The sequence below is a fragment of the Intestinimonas butyriciproducens genome (assembly GCF_016901775.1).
Taxonomy (GTDB): Bacteria; Bacillota; Clostridia; order Oscillospirales; family Butyricicoccaceae; genus Pseudobutyricicoccus.
Genome location: NZ_JACJKW010000017.1, coordinates 55,008 through 68,362 on the forward strand (window position 1 = coordinate 55,008; position 13,355 = coordinate 68,362).

At 50.7% G+C, this 13,355-nt stretch carries 16 protein-coding genes; 9 read left to right on the forward strand and 7 right to left on the reverse strand.

Annotated features, from left to right (window positions below; genetic code table 11):
- Nucleotides 1-27: 27 nt before the first annotated feature.
- The 6 genes from H6A25_RS09855 to H6A25_RS09880 are packed head-to-tail and all read right to left on the reverse strand — an operon-like array spanning nt 28 to nt 3,428.
- The gene (locus H6A25_RS09855) at nt 28-333 is read right to left on the reverse strand and encodes a carboxylate--amine ligase (protein ID WP_204751955.1); all 306 of its coding nucleotides are present in this window, start codon (nt 331-333) and stop codon (nt 28-30) included.
- Complete coding sequence (locus H6A25_RS09860) at nt 330-1,049, reverse strand: hypothetical protein (protein ID WP_204751956.1); 720 nt, start codon at nt 1,047-1,049, stop codon at nt 330-332. The genes H6A25_RS09855 and H6A25_RS09860 overlap by 4 nt, the downstream gene beginning before the upstream one ends.
- Before the next feature lie 36 nt (nt 1,050-1,085).
- Entirely contained in the window at nt 1,086-1,571 is a 486-nt protein-coding gene (locus H6A25_RS09865) for a hypothetical protein (RefSeq protein ID WP_204751957.1), read from the reverse strand.
- Nucleotides 1,572-1,619: 48 nt separating this feature from the next.
- Nucleotides 1,620-2,426 (reverse strand): hypothetical protein, encoded by an 807-nt coding sequence (locus H6A25_RS09870; protein WP_243423321.1) that lies wholly within the window; start codon nt 2,424-2,426, stop codon nt 1,620-1,622.
- Between the two features lie 27 nt (nt 2,427-2,453).
- Entirely contained in the window at nt 2,454-2,963 is a 510-nt protein-coding gene (locus H6A25_RS09875) for an ImmA/IrrE family metallo-endopeptidase (protein ID WP_204751958.1), read from the reverse strand.
- Between the two features lie 45 nt (nt 2,964-3,008).
- Nucleotides 3,009-3,428: a helix-turn-helix transcriptional regulator gene (locus H6A25_RS09880; protein WP_087383877.1), complete on the reverse strand. Its 420-nt coding sequence runs from the start codon at nt 3,426-3,428 to the stop codon at nt 3,009-3,011.
- A 204-nt stretch (nt 3,429-3,632) separates the two neighbouring features.
- On the opposite strand from H6A25_RS09880, the gene H6A25_RS09885 reads away from it, so the two are divergent.
- From H6A25_RS09885 to H6A25_RS09925, 9 genes are all read left to right on the forward strand, one after another.
- Nucleotides 3,633-3,893, forward strand: a complete 261-nt coding sequence (locus H6A25_RS09885; RefSeq protein ID WP_004611994.1) for a hypothetical protein — start codon at nt 3,633-3,635, stop codon at nt 3,891-3,893.
- Nucleotides 3,890-4,621 (forward strand): ImmA/IrrE family metallo-endopeptidase, encoded by a 732-nt coding sequence (locus H6A25_RS09890; RefSeq protein WP_204751959.1) that lies wholly within the window; start codon nt 3,890-3,892, stop codon nt 4,619-4,621. Before H6A25_RS09885 ends, H6A25_RS09890 begins: the two co-directional genes overlap by 4 nt.
- Nucleotides 4,618-4,863 (forward strand): hypothetical protein, encoded by a 246-nt coding sequence (locus H6A25_RS09895; protein WP_044986830.1) that lies wholly within the window; start codon nt 4,618-4,620, stop codon nt 4,861-4,863. Before H6A25_RS09890 ends, H6A25_RS09895 begins: the two co-directional genes overlap by 4 nt.
- 68 nt (nt 4,864-4,931) lie before the next feature.
- On the forward strand, nt 4,932-5,540 hold the full coding sequence (locus tag H6A25_RS09900; protein ID WP_243423322.1) for a hypothetical protein: 609 nt from the start codon (nt 4,932-4,934) through the stop codon (nt 5,538-5,540).
- A 521-nt stretch (nt 5,541-6,061) separates the two neighbouring features.
- On the forward strand, nt 6,062-6,304 hold the full coding sequence (locus H6A25_RS09905; protein WP_044986832.1) for a DUF6870 family protein: 243 nt from the start codon (nt 6,062-6,064) through the stop codon (nt 6,302-6,304).
- Nucleotides 6,305-6,513: 209 nt separating this feature from the next.
- Nucleotides 6,514-8,148, forward strand: a complete 1,635-nt coding sequence (locus H6A25_RS09910; RefSeq protein ID WP_204751960.1) for a recombinase family protein — start codon at nt 6,514-6,516, stop codon at nt 8,146-8,148.
- 15 nt (nt 8,149-8,163) lie between these two features.
- Entirely contained in the window at nt 8,164-9,873 is a 1,710-nt protein-coding gene (locus H6A25_RS09915; RefSeq protein ID WP_204751961.1) for a recombinase family protein, read from the forward strand.
- The gene (locus H6A25_RS09920; protein WP_204751962.1) at nt 9,874-11,484 is read left to right on the forward strand and encodes a recombinase family protein; all 1,611 of its coding nucleotides are present in this window, start codon (nt 9,874-9,876) and stop codon (nt 11,482-11,484) included.
- Between the two features lie 167 nt (nt 11,485-11,651).
- Nucleotides 11,652-12,968 (forward strand): recombinase family protein, encoded by a 1,317-nt coding sequence (locus tag H6A25_RS09925; protein WP_345941604.1) that lies wholly within the window; start codon nt 11,652-11,654, stop codon nt 12,966-12,968.
- 112 nt (nt 12,969-13,080) lie between these two features.
- Here the strand turns inward: H6A25_RS09925 and H6A25_RS09930 are convergent.
- On the reverse strand, nt 13,081-13,355 hold a 275-nt coding region (locus tag H6A25_RS09930), incomplete at its 5' end, for a hypothetical protein (protein ID WP_204751964.1).

A 13,355-nucleotide genomic window follows, 5' to 3' on the forward strand; every position in this document is an offset into this window, starting at 1 on the left:
CTCATCAATTTGATGGATGAGAACTATTCATTCTTCCGTCTCTACAATGCCATAGTCAATTAGGATGTTCTTATCGGCATTCGGCGGATAGACGATCCCCATCATCTCATACTGATAGCGCCGCACCTTCCGAAAGTCTTTGACCGGCTCAGGTGCGTAGGCCGCTGTTTCGCAGTGCTCATACTCCGGCATACCGGCAAGGTCATCCGCTGCCGCTTTAATCAGGGCATCGGCCACATCATCAATGTTCTTTCCGGTTTCAACAGCCACCAGCTCATGCTTTTTAATATCCTTATCAAGATCGCCAAAAGAGCGATAGAGAATATATTTCATGACTCTTGTTCCTCCACATTCTTTTCTTCTTCCAGTACATTTTCCAGAAGTACCGTCAGCGTTGCAGCGATTTTCTCAAGTTTCATCGCTTCTTCTTCATCCTGCTGCATCAAATAACGGATTGCAGCCTTGAAGGCCGTTGTTCTGTCCACTTGGGTTTCGCTATCAAATCGGTCAAGGATTTCATTGATCAACTGGACAACTGCCTCTTCCTCCGGGGACAACTCCGGTATGTCAAACATGGAGGCCAGTTCTTCATCCTCCATAAGCGTCTCATATTTGAGGTAGGAGCGGTATTCTTCGGACATCAGCTCTTCAAAATAGTTGATCATGATATGGACACGGTACCCGCCGCCTTTTTCCGGCGTGATGCAAAGGTAGTGCGCTTTTTCACCGATGTCTTTTACGAAGGACATATCCTCTGCATCGTCAAATTCCAGCATTCTCAAATAGAGGTCGATGTGCGCGTCCCAGTGCTCATAGTCCACAACGCCGCGAATCCTTCCGTGATGCCGCTTTGCATAGTCATCGCACCGGTTGAGCAGATAGTCGTAATTTTCCTTATCCTTAGGTACAACCACCTTCGGGATTGCGTCCATTTTCTTTGTAAACTCTTCCATAAATCCGCCAGGGGCAAAGGCTCGCTCAAATACAGCCGTTGCGCGGTCATCTTTTTCTACAATCTCATAATTGCGTTCAAATACGGTATTTTCCATTTTATATTTCTCCATGCAAATTCTATTGGTTCCGACTCACCTTGTTGGCAACGGGATGTTCAAAAGGAACATCGCAGCTAACGCCAAAATCCACGGAAGAAAAATGACAGGCAGAAGCAGGATTGCTTTGTGGTTCTCATAATGGTATTCCTCCACCGAAAACAGCTTGCGGGGATTATCCAAATAGTACAGATACAGATAAACAGGTGGTCTGGTTGGTTCTTTGAAGTAGGCGTGATATTCTCGCTCTTCACCCTGTAATTCGTAATGGTAGGTAGCGCTCCAATCGTACTTTCCAACTTCGCCTTTTGGATGCTTTTTAACAAGAGCTGCCTTAATCACATGATCCCTGCTTCGCGCAATATCCCGCTTGCGCTCCCAGCTCAGACGGGATGAGACTTTCCCATAAAGCGGAATGGCAATAATATAACCGCCAATTAGAATCGCAAATACAATTCCCCATTTTAACCAGTTGATGGGATCATCTGAAAATACTCCGATCAGCGCTTCTGTTATACTCATCTTCACACCTCCCGATTTGCTGTCTCATATCAATACTGAATGTTGCCTTCAAGGCATCTGGAAGTTTCGCAGTAAATTAAGGGATAAAATATTCAGATACAGATAGCCCAGCTCTGAAATATAGTCAATATCAATTTCAATCAACCTGTCCTGGAGCTGGTTGAAGACAAGCCTCATCAAATCCATCTCCGGCGCAGTATCAAACAGCTTTAAGCTGTGGATCGCTTTCTCAGCTTCGTCCCATGTTTGGGATGCCTCGACCTCAGCGCTGGTCATCACCGCTGTTAGAATCTCGCTCACAAGCAGCTTGCCGTCCAGCTGGTTGATCTCGTCCCTGAGTTGGGCGAGCATTTTCTTCTTGTCCCGTATCGGAAAGATGTCGCAGTTATCATCGCATTCAATCGCAATAATCTCTGCAATGCACTCCCGCCAGACGGCATATCCGGCGTTGATCATGCCGTCTTCCTCGTTGGAATGCGCATAGCCTTCACAGTATTCGTCATAAAAGCTTTTCCCATCCAGTTCATGATGGACGCAGTAAATGTGCGCCAGCTCATGCAGGAAGATATGCAGAAGTTCAACCGGATGGTAGGGTATGTCCGTGCGGAGCAGGATGCCGTCCTTGCCGCCATTGTCTATCCCGATGAAGGAAGACGCCCGGAAGTCGAAGTAGCCGTCCTCCTGATACCGGTCTTTTAGCCGGTAAGGGAAATACTGAGCGCAGAACTGCTCAAAGATTTCTTCCTGATCGTCGGTCATAAAACAGGTAAGGATGACATGATCGCGGGAAAAGTCAGCATCCATCTTGTCGTTAAAAATCTCTATGGCACGGGCAAGATAGGAGTCATAGTTCAAATCGTTCGTCGCCTCCCTCTAAGGTCTTCATTTCAGGAAGTCGCTCCTATGTTCAATGCGCCGGAGATCATATCCGCTTTCCGCCAAGTGGGCAATTTTCAAGGCAACCAAATTGATGTCTGTTCCCATTGCCCGTGCAATCTGCTCGGATGTATAGCCGTAATCATAGATGTACTCAAGAATCTCATCGGTGTCGAGCAGGATTTCAGCGGCAACGATGTTCGCCTCATACTCCGGCTTCGTGGTCATGTCATATAACATGAACTCCTGTATTGCACTTCCTTTTGCCAGATTGCGGTGCAACTGGTCATGCCCAAGCTCATGGGCACAGACAATCCGCTGCATCCGTCCGCTCAGGTTTTCGTTTATGAAAATAAATCGGCTGCGCTTGATCACCCGGTACATCCCTTTCAGAGGGCCGAAGTCCTCGCAGAACATGACCTCAATGCCAAGCTGCCGCGCTATGCTAAACGGATCTCGCGTCCCGCAGCGTTTTACAAGTCTGCTGCCGACCTTCGAGAGATTTTCAGCATTCATCGTCTCACCTCCCGCTGATGGAGGCATCGCAAACAGCGAAGCACCTTACTGTTTGCTCGTCCCCTTACGGTATTTCTTCGGAGTGTATTTCTTGTTTTTCGCTTTGGCGATCCAGTAAGCATCGTTCAACGCTTTCATCGCGCCATCGAGTGCTTCATCACTGAGCCGTCCACCGGCAAACATACCGGTCACTTCACTGACAAGCTCGTCAATATCTCTGGCTGCTTTGGAGCCGCCCTGTTCATGAGCCGCTACCACCAGCAAACCGTTTTGCCCAAGCAGATACTCTGGTGTGGTATTCAACGCTTTCGCCAACTTTTCCACAATATCGAGCTTTGTCGGTTTGCGAGTGCCAAGCTCATAGTGCTGGATGGTTCTCGGTGTCACAGATACTTTTTCGGCGAGCTGCACTTGCGTAAGGTTCGCTTCCAACCTTTTCTCTTTCAGCTTATCCTTGAAACTCATAAGGCACCTCTTTCTAAAACAATTATGGACACGAACAGAAATTTCGCAAAAGGCATTGACATGAAATATCTGTTCATGCTATGCTGTTATCAACGCGAACGCCCCGTTCGTGATTATGATACCACACGAACAGTGTGTATGTCAACAGGAATACGGAAGTTATGCCCGGTTTTGCGTAACTTTTCGAGCACATGGAGGTAGGCTATGACGAACACACATTGCCGAAAGGCGTATGTCTCGGTCAACTTGGATGTTGACGAAGAAGGAGTATGTCATCCTCGGTTTATCCGTTGGGAAAACGGCCTGATCTTTCAGATTGACCAAATCCTGTACAAATGCCGTGCAGCTTCTAAAAAAGTTGGAGGCGGCGGTATTCGTTATACTGTGATGATCCGTGGGAGGGAATCGTACCTCTTTCAGGAGGGAACAAAATGGTTTGTAGAAGCAAAGGAGGGAGCCAGATGATTTTATCGCACAAAGAGATTGAAGAAATCGCTGCGGCGGTCACAAAAGATTTTAACGAGTTCTTTTTCGGACCCGATACGGATGGGAGGCGATTGCCTCGCGGTACGCCGATTGACCAGTTTGCCCGAGAATATCTCGGCCTGAATGTTTCGTTCGCTTATCTGTCTGAGGACGGAAGCATCTGCGGCCTGACCGCTTACACCGATACCGAGTACATCATGGAGGACAGAGGCTTTCAGCGCAAAATCCCGCTGCACCGAAACGAAGTCCTGATGGACAGGAACTTTATCGAGCCTTCACAGATTCGCAAGCTCTGTGGGAAACGGCGGTTTACACTCGCCCATGAGTGCGCCCATCAAATCCTGTTCCAGATGGAGACAGACAAAATCCGGGAAGCTTGTCGGCGGAAATACTCCGCCCGGACAGCCTATTCGCTCCGGGAGCTAAAGACCCGCGAGGACTGGAATGAATGGCAAGCCAATGTCTTAGGCGCGGCCATCCTGATGCCCCAGCGGGAAATTGATCTTGCCGTTGCGTACTATGCCAGAGGCCGGAAACTCGTCAGCTATGATGGAACCTATGCCTATTGGGATAAGGTTGCCCTTGATATGATCTGCCAGCAGTTCGGCGTTTCCAAGACAGCCGCAGTCATCCGGCTGAGACAGCTCGGCCACTTGGAAACACGGCCATACAGCGAGTACAACGATCCTTTGGAGGTGTGGGCATGAAGAAAAACATTCGTGTCTCAGAGCCTTCACCGGAGATGCAGGAGAAAATCCGCAGGGCGCGATGCGCCATTGTCAACCAGAAGATGCGCATGGTGAAATGCCCATATTGTGGGCATAACGCTATCGCTGTATTCGAGGATTCCCGTGGTCACATACAGGCCAAGTGCAAAGCCTGTGGCCGGGAAACCGTATTTGATGTGATCAACATGAGACGGTTATACCTCCGCCTTCACAGAAGGTAAGGAGATAACAAATAAAATTCAATATTTTATAGCTGTGCTGTGGAGCCGCTGATTGGTGAGTCTTCCTAATGCCGCATGAACAGAGTTTTCTAAGCTCTGTTTTATCGGTATGGGAAGATCAGCTCACCGTCATGCGGCTCTTTTTTAGTCTTGTCCATCCGCTGCTCCGAGCCAGCGGAAAGGACAAGACAATGAAAAGAATCCCCAAAACACCCGTTGAGTTCGACTACGACCTCTGGACTACCGAGGACGGCAAGTGCATGGTGCGCGTGAAGGCCACCGGCGAGACTACGGAGGTTGACCGCGAGGTCATGAAAGCACTCCGCAATGAGGAAAAGAAGCTCCGGCGCTCCTACGATACCGGGGGAGCATCTGACAGCGAAGACAGCGAGGATGCGCAGCCTTCCACTGTGCTGTCGCTGGACGCTGTGCCGGAAGATGATGTAAAGGCATCCGCATGGCTGGAGTCCCCGGAAAAGATGGAAGAAGACATTATCACCGGCTTGCTCGAACAGGAATTTATCCGCAGCCTGACTAAGCCGCAGCTTGATGTGTACATGAATTGTATGCGCGGCAACATGAGTATGCTGTCGTATGCCAAGCAGAACGGCCTTTCGTTTTCCACTGTCAAAGACACGCGGGATGCGATCAGAAAAAAATTCAAAAAAATTTTTTGAGAGACCCGCTAATTCGCTCAAAAAATGTCCGTTGTAAAGTGAAGGGGTCAATCAAGACCGGCTTCACAGTACCTTGAAAACAGAATATCCAGTGCTGCGGATCTTTCCTCTTTTCTCGAAGCGACTTGCCTTCTGCCGCCAAGACCTTCCTCACGGAAGCGAGCGATCAACAGAGAGGCTAAACTGCCGTGTGGTGCGGCTGTTCGCCATGATGGAGAAGTTGGGTATAATGATACTTCCGTCCCCGGATTGCCGGGGGCGGCTCGGAGCGTTCCTCGGAGGGGTGAGAGTCCCATGATACCGATTAACCGTTGGTAGTCCGTAGCATTCCCGGAGCCGCAAGGCTCTTCTGGCAGGGGTGCGAGCTGCAAATATGCCGGAACACGAAACAAACCAATTAGCTGCATTCAGCATACAAGTTTTCAGGATGAAAACTATGTGGCGGAGTGTCCCTAACCGGCGCTCCGCCATATCCTTTTGTCCTGAATACAAGTTCACATCATCAGGGAGGTGTTTGTAATATGATGAGCGTAGAAACCATGAGAAGCGTCAACCCGAAGACGGTTGACCGCAGTACCCTTGTCCAGCGGGACAGCATCCGGCTTGAGCCTGCGGCTGCGCAGGATGACCGGCTGCGGGATTTTATCCGACAGATCAGAAACCCGTATTGCTATCTGGACGGGAAGACCGTCGTGAAGATCAGCTTCTCGAAGACAGACACCACCTTGGAGGACTGTCTGGAACATTATCTGAGAGGACTTTGATTATGAACAAACTGAATCTTTTCGCCCGGTTCTATGGACAAGCGATTGAGCCTGTGATACAATGAAGTCAGGTCAAAAAAGAATACACGGACTAAGCCGCTGCCTTTGAGGGTCATGTGGCTTTATCGTGTTTTCCTCATACAAGAAGCAGAAGCCTTCGTCTTTCTGATTTGATGTATCACACCAAACAGAAAACGGAGGTTATTTTTATGCCCGGAAAAGTTTACCGGACGGCGATTTACTGCCGCCTGTCCCGTGAAGACGGGGACAAAGTTGAAAGCAACTCCATCGCAAGCCAAAGAGCCATTTGCGAGGACTACATTGCACGGCATGACGATTTGGAAATCGTCTGTGAGCCGTTCGTTGACGATGGTTATAGCGGCGTTTCCTTCAATCGTCCAAACTTCAAAAAGCTCGAAGACGCAATCCGCAAAGGCGCGATTGACTGCATCGTGGTCAAAGACCTCAGTCGCTTTTCGAGGAACTACATCGACGGCGGTCGGTATCTGGAAAAGATATTCCCGCAGCTCGGCATCCGCTTTATCGCGGTCAACGACGCTTACGACAGCCTGACCGGCGATCCGCAGTCGGATTCCTTTGTCATCCCGTTCAAAAACCTCATCAACGACTCCTACTGCAAGGATATATCCATGAAAATTCGATCCAGCTTGGAGGTCAAGCAAAAGAACGGTGAGTTCGTCGGGGCGTTCGCTCCCTATGGCTACAAGAAATCGCCGGATAACAAAAACCAGCTCATCGTCGATGAGGCCGTCAGCGAGTATGTGCAGATGATCTTTGCCATGTACAAGGATGGCTTCTCCATCGGTCGCATTGCCGCAAGGCTGAATCAGATGGGTGTGCTTTCCCCTATGGAGTATAAGCATTCGGCGGGGGTGAAGTTCGATACCGTCTTCAAGACCGGCGACACTGCAAAGTGGACTTACAAGGCTGTCCAGCGCATCCTCACCAATGAGGTATATATCGGTGTCCTTGCCCAAGGCAAGCGCGGTACGCCAAACTACAAGGTGCGCGTTGTGCAGCCGAAAGACGAAACCGAGTGGGTCAAGGTCGAGGGGGCGCACGAAGCGCTTGTTTCCTATGAGGATTTCATGGCCGTCAAGACCATGATGAAGCGGGATATGCGCTGCTCGCCTGATCAGGATGAGGCACACCTGTTTTCCGGCTTCCTGTTCTGCGGAGACTGCCAGCAGTCTATGACACGCAAGACCGTTCCGTCGAAGACAAAGAAATACATCTACTATGTCTGCTCGACGAACAAACATAGCCGGACCTGCAGCCCGCACAGCATCAGCGCAAAAGAGGTTGAGGAAAAGGTGTTCCGTGCCATCCATGACCAGATCGAGCTTGTGGTCAATCTGGAGAAAGCGCTTGAGATGATTGAGAGGCTTCCTTCCCAGAATCGCAAAGCGTTTAACTATGAGGCACAGATTGCGAAGCTCGAAGAAGAGATTGAGCGGTATCAGAAGCTCAAGCTCCGGCTGTATGAAGACCTCTCGGACGGGATCATCGACAAGTCGGAATACTTTGAGTTCCGCAACAGCTACACCAAAATCATTGAGGAAAAGCAGGAAGCCCTTCTCCGCGTGAAGAAAGAAATGAAGCAGTCGGTCACAACCGGAGCTACGGAACGGAATTGGGTGACGCTCTTCAAGCAGTATGAAAACATTGAAGAACTGAACCGCCGCGTCCTTATGGCGCTGGTTGACCGCATCCTGATTTATGAGGATCACGCGATAGAGATTGTCTTCAAGTACAAAGACGAGTATCAGCAGACACTTGAATATGTTCTCGGCTATGCCGACGAACTTGCCATTGCCGGATAAAGGAGGGATGAGCGTATGGCACGAAAAAGCAGAAAAAACGCAGCCGCAGAGCCGGTTTGCGAAGCAGCACCGCTGCAAATCTTCCCGACAGCCATTTATGCCCGTCTCTCCGTGGAGAATAGCGGCAAATCTGAAAAGGTGGATGTCATCACCAATCAAATCGAGATATGCAAGTCCTATATCGCAGGGTGTCCTTATCTTGATCTCGTCGATGTCTATGTGGATAACGGACGGACGGGGACGGTTTTCGATAGGCCGGAGTTCAACCGGCTGATGACCGACATCAAGAGCGGCAGGATCAAATGCCTTGTAGTCCGCGATCTCAGCCGTTTTGGCCGTGACTACATAGAAACCGGAACCTACCTTGAGCGCATTTTCCCGCAGATCGGCTTGCGGTTTATTGCAATCAAGGAACACTACGACAACTTTGATACAGACGGCTCAAATGAGAGCCTGATGATCCCGCTGCAAAACATGATCAACGCCTTGTACTCGAAGGATATTTCCCGGAAAGTCTCAACCGCCTTGAAAGCACAGATGGAGCAAGGAACCTTCCAGAAGCGCAATCTTCCGTATGGCTACCGGTGGAATGAAGACCATACAAACATGGTCATTGACGAAGAGACAGCGCAGTATGTGCGGCTCATGTTCCAGTGGAAAATCGAGGGCTGGTCAATCCCGACGATCCTTAACGAACTTGACCGGCTGGGTGCGCCAAATACAGAGCTGCGGAAACGCCAGAACGGAACCCGCAAAGGCGACGGCTGCTCCTGCAAAGGCTGGTACAGTTCAACGCTGTACGGCATCCTGAGCAATCCGCATTATGTGGGTGATACCGTTCTTGGCCGCTCCATGAAGGCGATCTACAAAGGCATCAAATCCCATAATGTCAAGGACAAGGATAAGTGGATTGTATTCCCGAACACACACGAAGCGCTTATTTCCCGTGAAGACTTCCAGAAGGTGCAGGACATCCTCCAAGCGGCTTCTGAGGCTCGCCAGACGAGTATGCAGAAAACCGAGGAAATCCGGGCAACGCTTGTCAACCTGTTCGAGGGGAAAATCGTCTGCGCTGATTGCGGGAAGAAGATGTACTTCCACCGCAAACGGATCGACAAGGACAAGCGGAAGCGCTGGTATGCCTACTATGAATGCAGTACCTCAGTAGGTCGGCGTTACGAGCACTGTACTTCCCATTACACAAGGCAGGACACGCTTGAAGCGAATGTACTTGCAGCGATCCAGCTTCAAGTCGAAGCAGCGCTTGATTATGACAAGCTGCTGGATAAGCTCAGGGGCAGCGAGGGCGAGAAAAACATCCGCGATCAACAGAATGCCCTCATTACAAGCCTGAATCTGCGGCTCAACGGCGTTTCTAAGAAGCGGACACGCCTCTACGAGGATTATGCCGAGGGACTTCTGGATGAAGCGGAATACTCCTTTGCCAAGAAGAGCTATGACGAACAATACGCTGACCTGTCCCGCCGTCTGGACGAGGCAGTACAGCGTCGGAGCAAGTTCGACGAAGCTATGTCGGTCGATAACAAGTGGATTACCTTGATGAAATCCGTCAGCACGGCAACGCAGCTCTCTCAGGATTTGGTAGACGAGTCTGTTGAATTGGTCAAAGTCCATGAGGGCGGCGCTGTGGAACTGGTCATGAAGTACGGTGACATCTACGAGCTGACCATTCAGAGTATCAAAGAAGTTCAGGAGGCGATGTAAATGAACAAAGACTACACAATCGGCATCTACATCCGCCTCTCTATGGCTGATGAAGATGCCGGCAACGGAAGCAAGGCCGAGAGTGACAGCATCGGCAACCAGCGTATGCTCATCAACCGCTACCTTGACAATCATCCGACGCTTTCCAAATATCCGAGGCTTGAGTTCGCGGATGATGGCTATACCGGGACAAATTTTCATCGTCCTCAGTTCTCGGCGATGATGGAGAAAGTCCGGCACGGGGAGATCAACCTGATCTGCGTCAAAGATTTTTCCCGCTTTTCTCGTGATTACATCGAGACGGGCAATTATCTCGAATGCACTTTCCCGTTCATGGGCGTTCGCTTCATCTCCATCAACGACGGGTATGACAGCGACGATTACAAGGGAACAACCGGCGGTCTTGAGGTTGTCATGCGCAGCATCATCTATGCGGCGTACAGCAAGGATCTCTCGGTCAAAACGACAACGGCCAAAATCCAGATGATGAAGCAGGGCAAGTATGTGGGCGGGTACGCTCCCTACGGCTATGTGCTTCACCCGGAAATCCGCAACAAGCTCAAGCTTGACCCGGAGGCCGCTGAGGTCGTGCGCAGGGTCTTCGATGAAGCCCTTGAAGGAAGGAATACCTCACAGATTGCCCTTAGCTTGAACGATGATAACATCTCGACGCCCGGGCAATATTTCAAAGACAAACATCCTGACAAGAAGAAGTATAGTCGCATGAGCGAAAAGATAAGCTGGACAGCCTCTATGGTCTACAAGATCCTGACGAGTTATGTTTACACTGGGGCAACGGTCGGCCACAAGCGAAAATCCGGCGGCGTAGGTTCTCGGAAAACTATTTCTCAAAAGAAAGAGGACTGGATCATCGTCGAAGGGATGCACGAAGCGATTGTCAGCAAGGAAGAGTTTGAGTTGGCTCAGGCAGTCATCCGGGGCGGTGAGAAGAATCCCAAACGGAATCTGCGCTATTATCCCCTCAAGGGTCTTGTGTGCTGCGGCAACTGCAAACGCGCCCTTACCCGGCGAAAGCTCCGAAATGAGAGCGGATATTTCTATCAGTGTACCCACTCAACACATGACCGCGATACGGATTGTCCGGTTGGTGAAAGATACAGCGAGGCATGGATTGAGGACACTGCTTACAAAGCGATTGGGCAAATGCTCACACTGGTTGAAAAGAAAGCTGTCAAAGAACACGAGATCAGCAAGCGCAGGAAATCTGCCATCTCAGAATGCGCGGATGCAATCCGTGATTTGCAGAAACAGTACGAACAGCTCAAGGCAGTGAAGCTCCGGCTGTATGAGAAATACACTTCCGGCAGCATCACAAAGGCCGAATATCTCAAGCGGAAAGCAGAAACAGACACGAAGATGTCTGAGAATGAAGAAGCAATCCAGCGAGGTCATCAGCGGATGCAGGAGCTTGATTCTGAACATCCCTGTTCGGATGAAAGGCTTGATGCGGTGCTCGGCGAATACCAGAAAGGCGAAGGGCTTACATACGAGCTTGCTCATGCTCTAATCTCCGCTATCTATGTTCATGGGCATGACAGCATCGAAATCGTCTGGAAGTTCAAAGACATCTTTGAGGATGCAGAAATCTAATAGGCTGAATGTTACAAGCCGTTCATGGGTGGTCTTCCACCTATGAACGGCTTGTAAAATCTCAAAAATTTTTTAGTTCCTACTTGACACAAGAAGACCTGTCCCGGCTGGGGCGAAATTCTTCCCTGACGGGCTTATATATCAACTTCACTTTTCCGAAATATGGTGTGCGCTATATCGCCATCAACGACCACTTTGACACCATTGACCCCAACAGCACTGACAACGATGTTGCGGGAATCAAAAATTGGTTCAATGAGTTTTTTGCCAAGGACACCAGCCGCAAAATCCGTGCGGTACAGAAGGCCAAGGGCGAGCAGGGCATCCCGCTGACAACCAATGTCCCCTTTGGCTACCGCAAAGACCCGGAGGATCGAACAAAGTGGGTCGTGGACGAAGCAGCCGCTCCTGTGGTCAAGCGCATCTTCAATCTGTGTATGGAAGGCCGGGGGCCGATGCAGATCGCCAAACTCTTGCAGGCGGAACAGGTGCTCAATCCTACTGCCTATAAGCGGAGAGAAGGCATTAACACCCCAAGCCTTGAAACCGCTGATCCGTACCACTGGAACCCCAATACCGTTGTTCACATTTTGGAACGGCGGGAATACACGGGCTGTACGGTTAACTTCAAGACCTACACCAACTCCATCTGGGACAAGAAGCAGCGGGAAACACCCATTGAGAAGCAGGCGGTATTCTACAACACCCATCCGGCTATCATTGAGCAGGAAGTCTTTGACAAGGTGCAAGAGATCCGCAAGCAGCGCCACCGAAGGACAAAAACCGGAAAGAGCAGCCTGTTCTCCGGCATGGTTTACTGTGCTGACTGCGGGGCAAAAATGCGCTACTGCACCACCAACTACTTTGAGAAGCGGCAAGACCATTTTGTATGTGCCAGTTACCGCAGCAACACGGGAACCTGTTCCGCTCACTTCATCCGGGCGGTTGTACTGGAAGAATTGGTCTGGATGCACATGAAAACGGTTATCTCCTATGTAACCCGGCATGAAGCCCATTTTCGGACAGTAATGGAGCATAGACTCCAGCTGTCCAGCGAAGAAGCTGTCCGGGGACACAAGAAGCGTCTGGCACAGGCAGAACGCCGTCTTGGGGAACTTGACCGGCTGTTCATCCGTATCTATGAGGATAATGTGGCCGGGAAACTTTCCGATGAGCGGTTTGCGCTGATGAGCAAGACTTATGAGGACGAACAGGCGCAGCTTAAAGTGGAAATCCAGACCTTGCAGCAGGAAATCGAAGTACAGGAACGACAGATTGAAAATTTGGAGCAGTTCATCCAGCGGGTACACAAATACGAGGATTTGCAGGAAATGACCCCCTACGCCTTGCGGGAGCTTGTCAAGGGAATCTACATCGAAGCGCCTGACAAGAGCAGCGGGAAGCGCAGACAGGGCATCCGCATCTCCTATGACCTTGTGGGCTTTATCCCCGTGAACGAACTGATGAAACAGGAAACGGCATGACCGAAGCCATGCCGTTCCTGCAAAAAAGCAATACTACTTTCTTATGCCCCCCGGCCATTCCTCCGGGGGTTTTTCATGCACCCCCAAAGGGGCCTGGGTCGGCACTCCAGCCCTAGGGGATGAGCACAAAGGCCCCGTCCCGGAAGGAAAGGGAGCTATACGGCCCGCCGGCCTCGGACAGAAGGCCCGAAAGCAGGCGGGACAGCTGCCCCGTCCACTCCGAAGGCAGCAGGCTGGGGTCGATCTTCTGGCCCGAAAGCTCCAGGGCCGCAGGCTTCACCGTCATCTGCCCCTTTTCCCCGCTTTGGCAGGAAAAGGCCGCCATGATGGAGACCTTCTGGGGCAGGAGAGAGAGCATCAGTTCCCCCCCGAGCCCCAGGTCCACCC

What these genes read in the sequence shown, in the direction of transcription:
- H6A25_RS09855 (WP_204751955.1), bottom strand. Translation starts at nt 333, where the DNA reads ATGAAATATATTCTCTATCGCTCTTTTGGCGATCTTGATAAGGATATT.
- H6A25_RS09860 (WP_204751956.1), bottom strand. Translation starts at nt 1,049, where the DNA reads ATGGAAAATACCGTATTTGAACGCAATTATGAGATTGTAGAAAAAGAT.
- H6A25_RS09865 (WP_204751957.1), bottom strand. Translation starts at nt 1,571, where the DNA reads ATGAGTATAACAGAAGCGCTGATCGGAGTATTTTCAGATGATCCCATC.
- H6A25_RS09875 (WP_204751958.1), bottom strand. Translation starts at nt 2,963, where the DNA reads ATGAATGCTGAAAATCTCTCGAAGGTCGGCAGCAGACTTGTAAAACGC.
- H6A25_RS09880 (WP_087383877.1), bottom strand. Translation starts at nt 3,428, where the DNA reads ATGAGTTTCAAGGATAAGCTGAAAGAGAAAAGGTTGGAAGCGAACCTT.
- H6A25_RS09885 (WP_004611994.1), top strand. Translation starts at nt 3,633, where the DNA reads ATGACGAACACACATTGCCGAAAGGCGTATGTCTCGGTCAACTTGGAT.
- H6A25_RS09890 (WP_204751959.1), top strand. Translation starts at nt 3,890, where the DNA reads ATGATTTTATCGCACAAAGAGATTGAAGAAATCGCTGCGGCGGTCACA.
- H6A25_RS09895 (WP_044986830.1), top strand. Translation starts at nt 4,618, where the DNA reads ATGAAGAAAAACATTCGTGTCTCAGAGCCTTCACCGGAGATGCAGGAG.
- H6A25_RS09900 (WP_243423322.1), top strand. Translation starts at nt 4,932, where the DNA reads ATGCCGCATGAACAGAGTTTTCTAAGCTCTGTTTTATCGGTATGGGAA.
- H6A25_RS09905 (WP_044986832.1), top strand. Translation starts at nt 6,062, where the DNA reads ATGATGAGCGTAGAAACCATGAGAAGCGTCAACCCGAAGACGGTTGAC.
- H6A25_RS09910 (WP_204751960.1), top strand. Translation starts at nt 6,514, where the DNA reads ATGCCCGGAAAAGTTTACCGGACGGCGATTTACTGCCGCCTGTCCCGT.
- H6A25_RS09915 (WP_204751961.1), top strand. Translation starts at nt 8,164, where the DNA reads ATGGCACGAAAAAGCAGAAAAAACGCAGCCGCAGAGCCGGTTTGCGAA.
- H6A25_RS09920 (WP_204751962.1), top strand. Translation starts at nt 9,874, where the DNA reads ATGAACAAAGACTACACAATCGGCATCTACATCCGCCTCTCTATGGCT.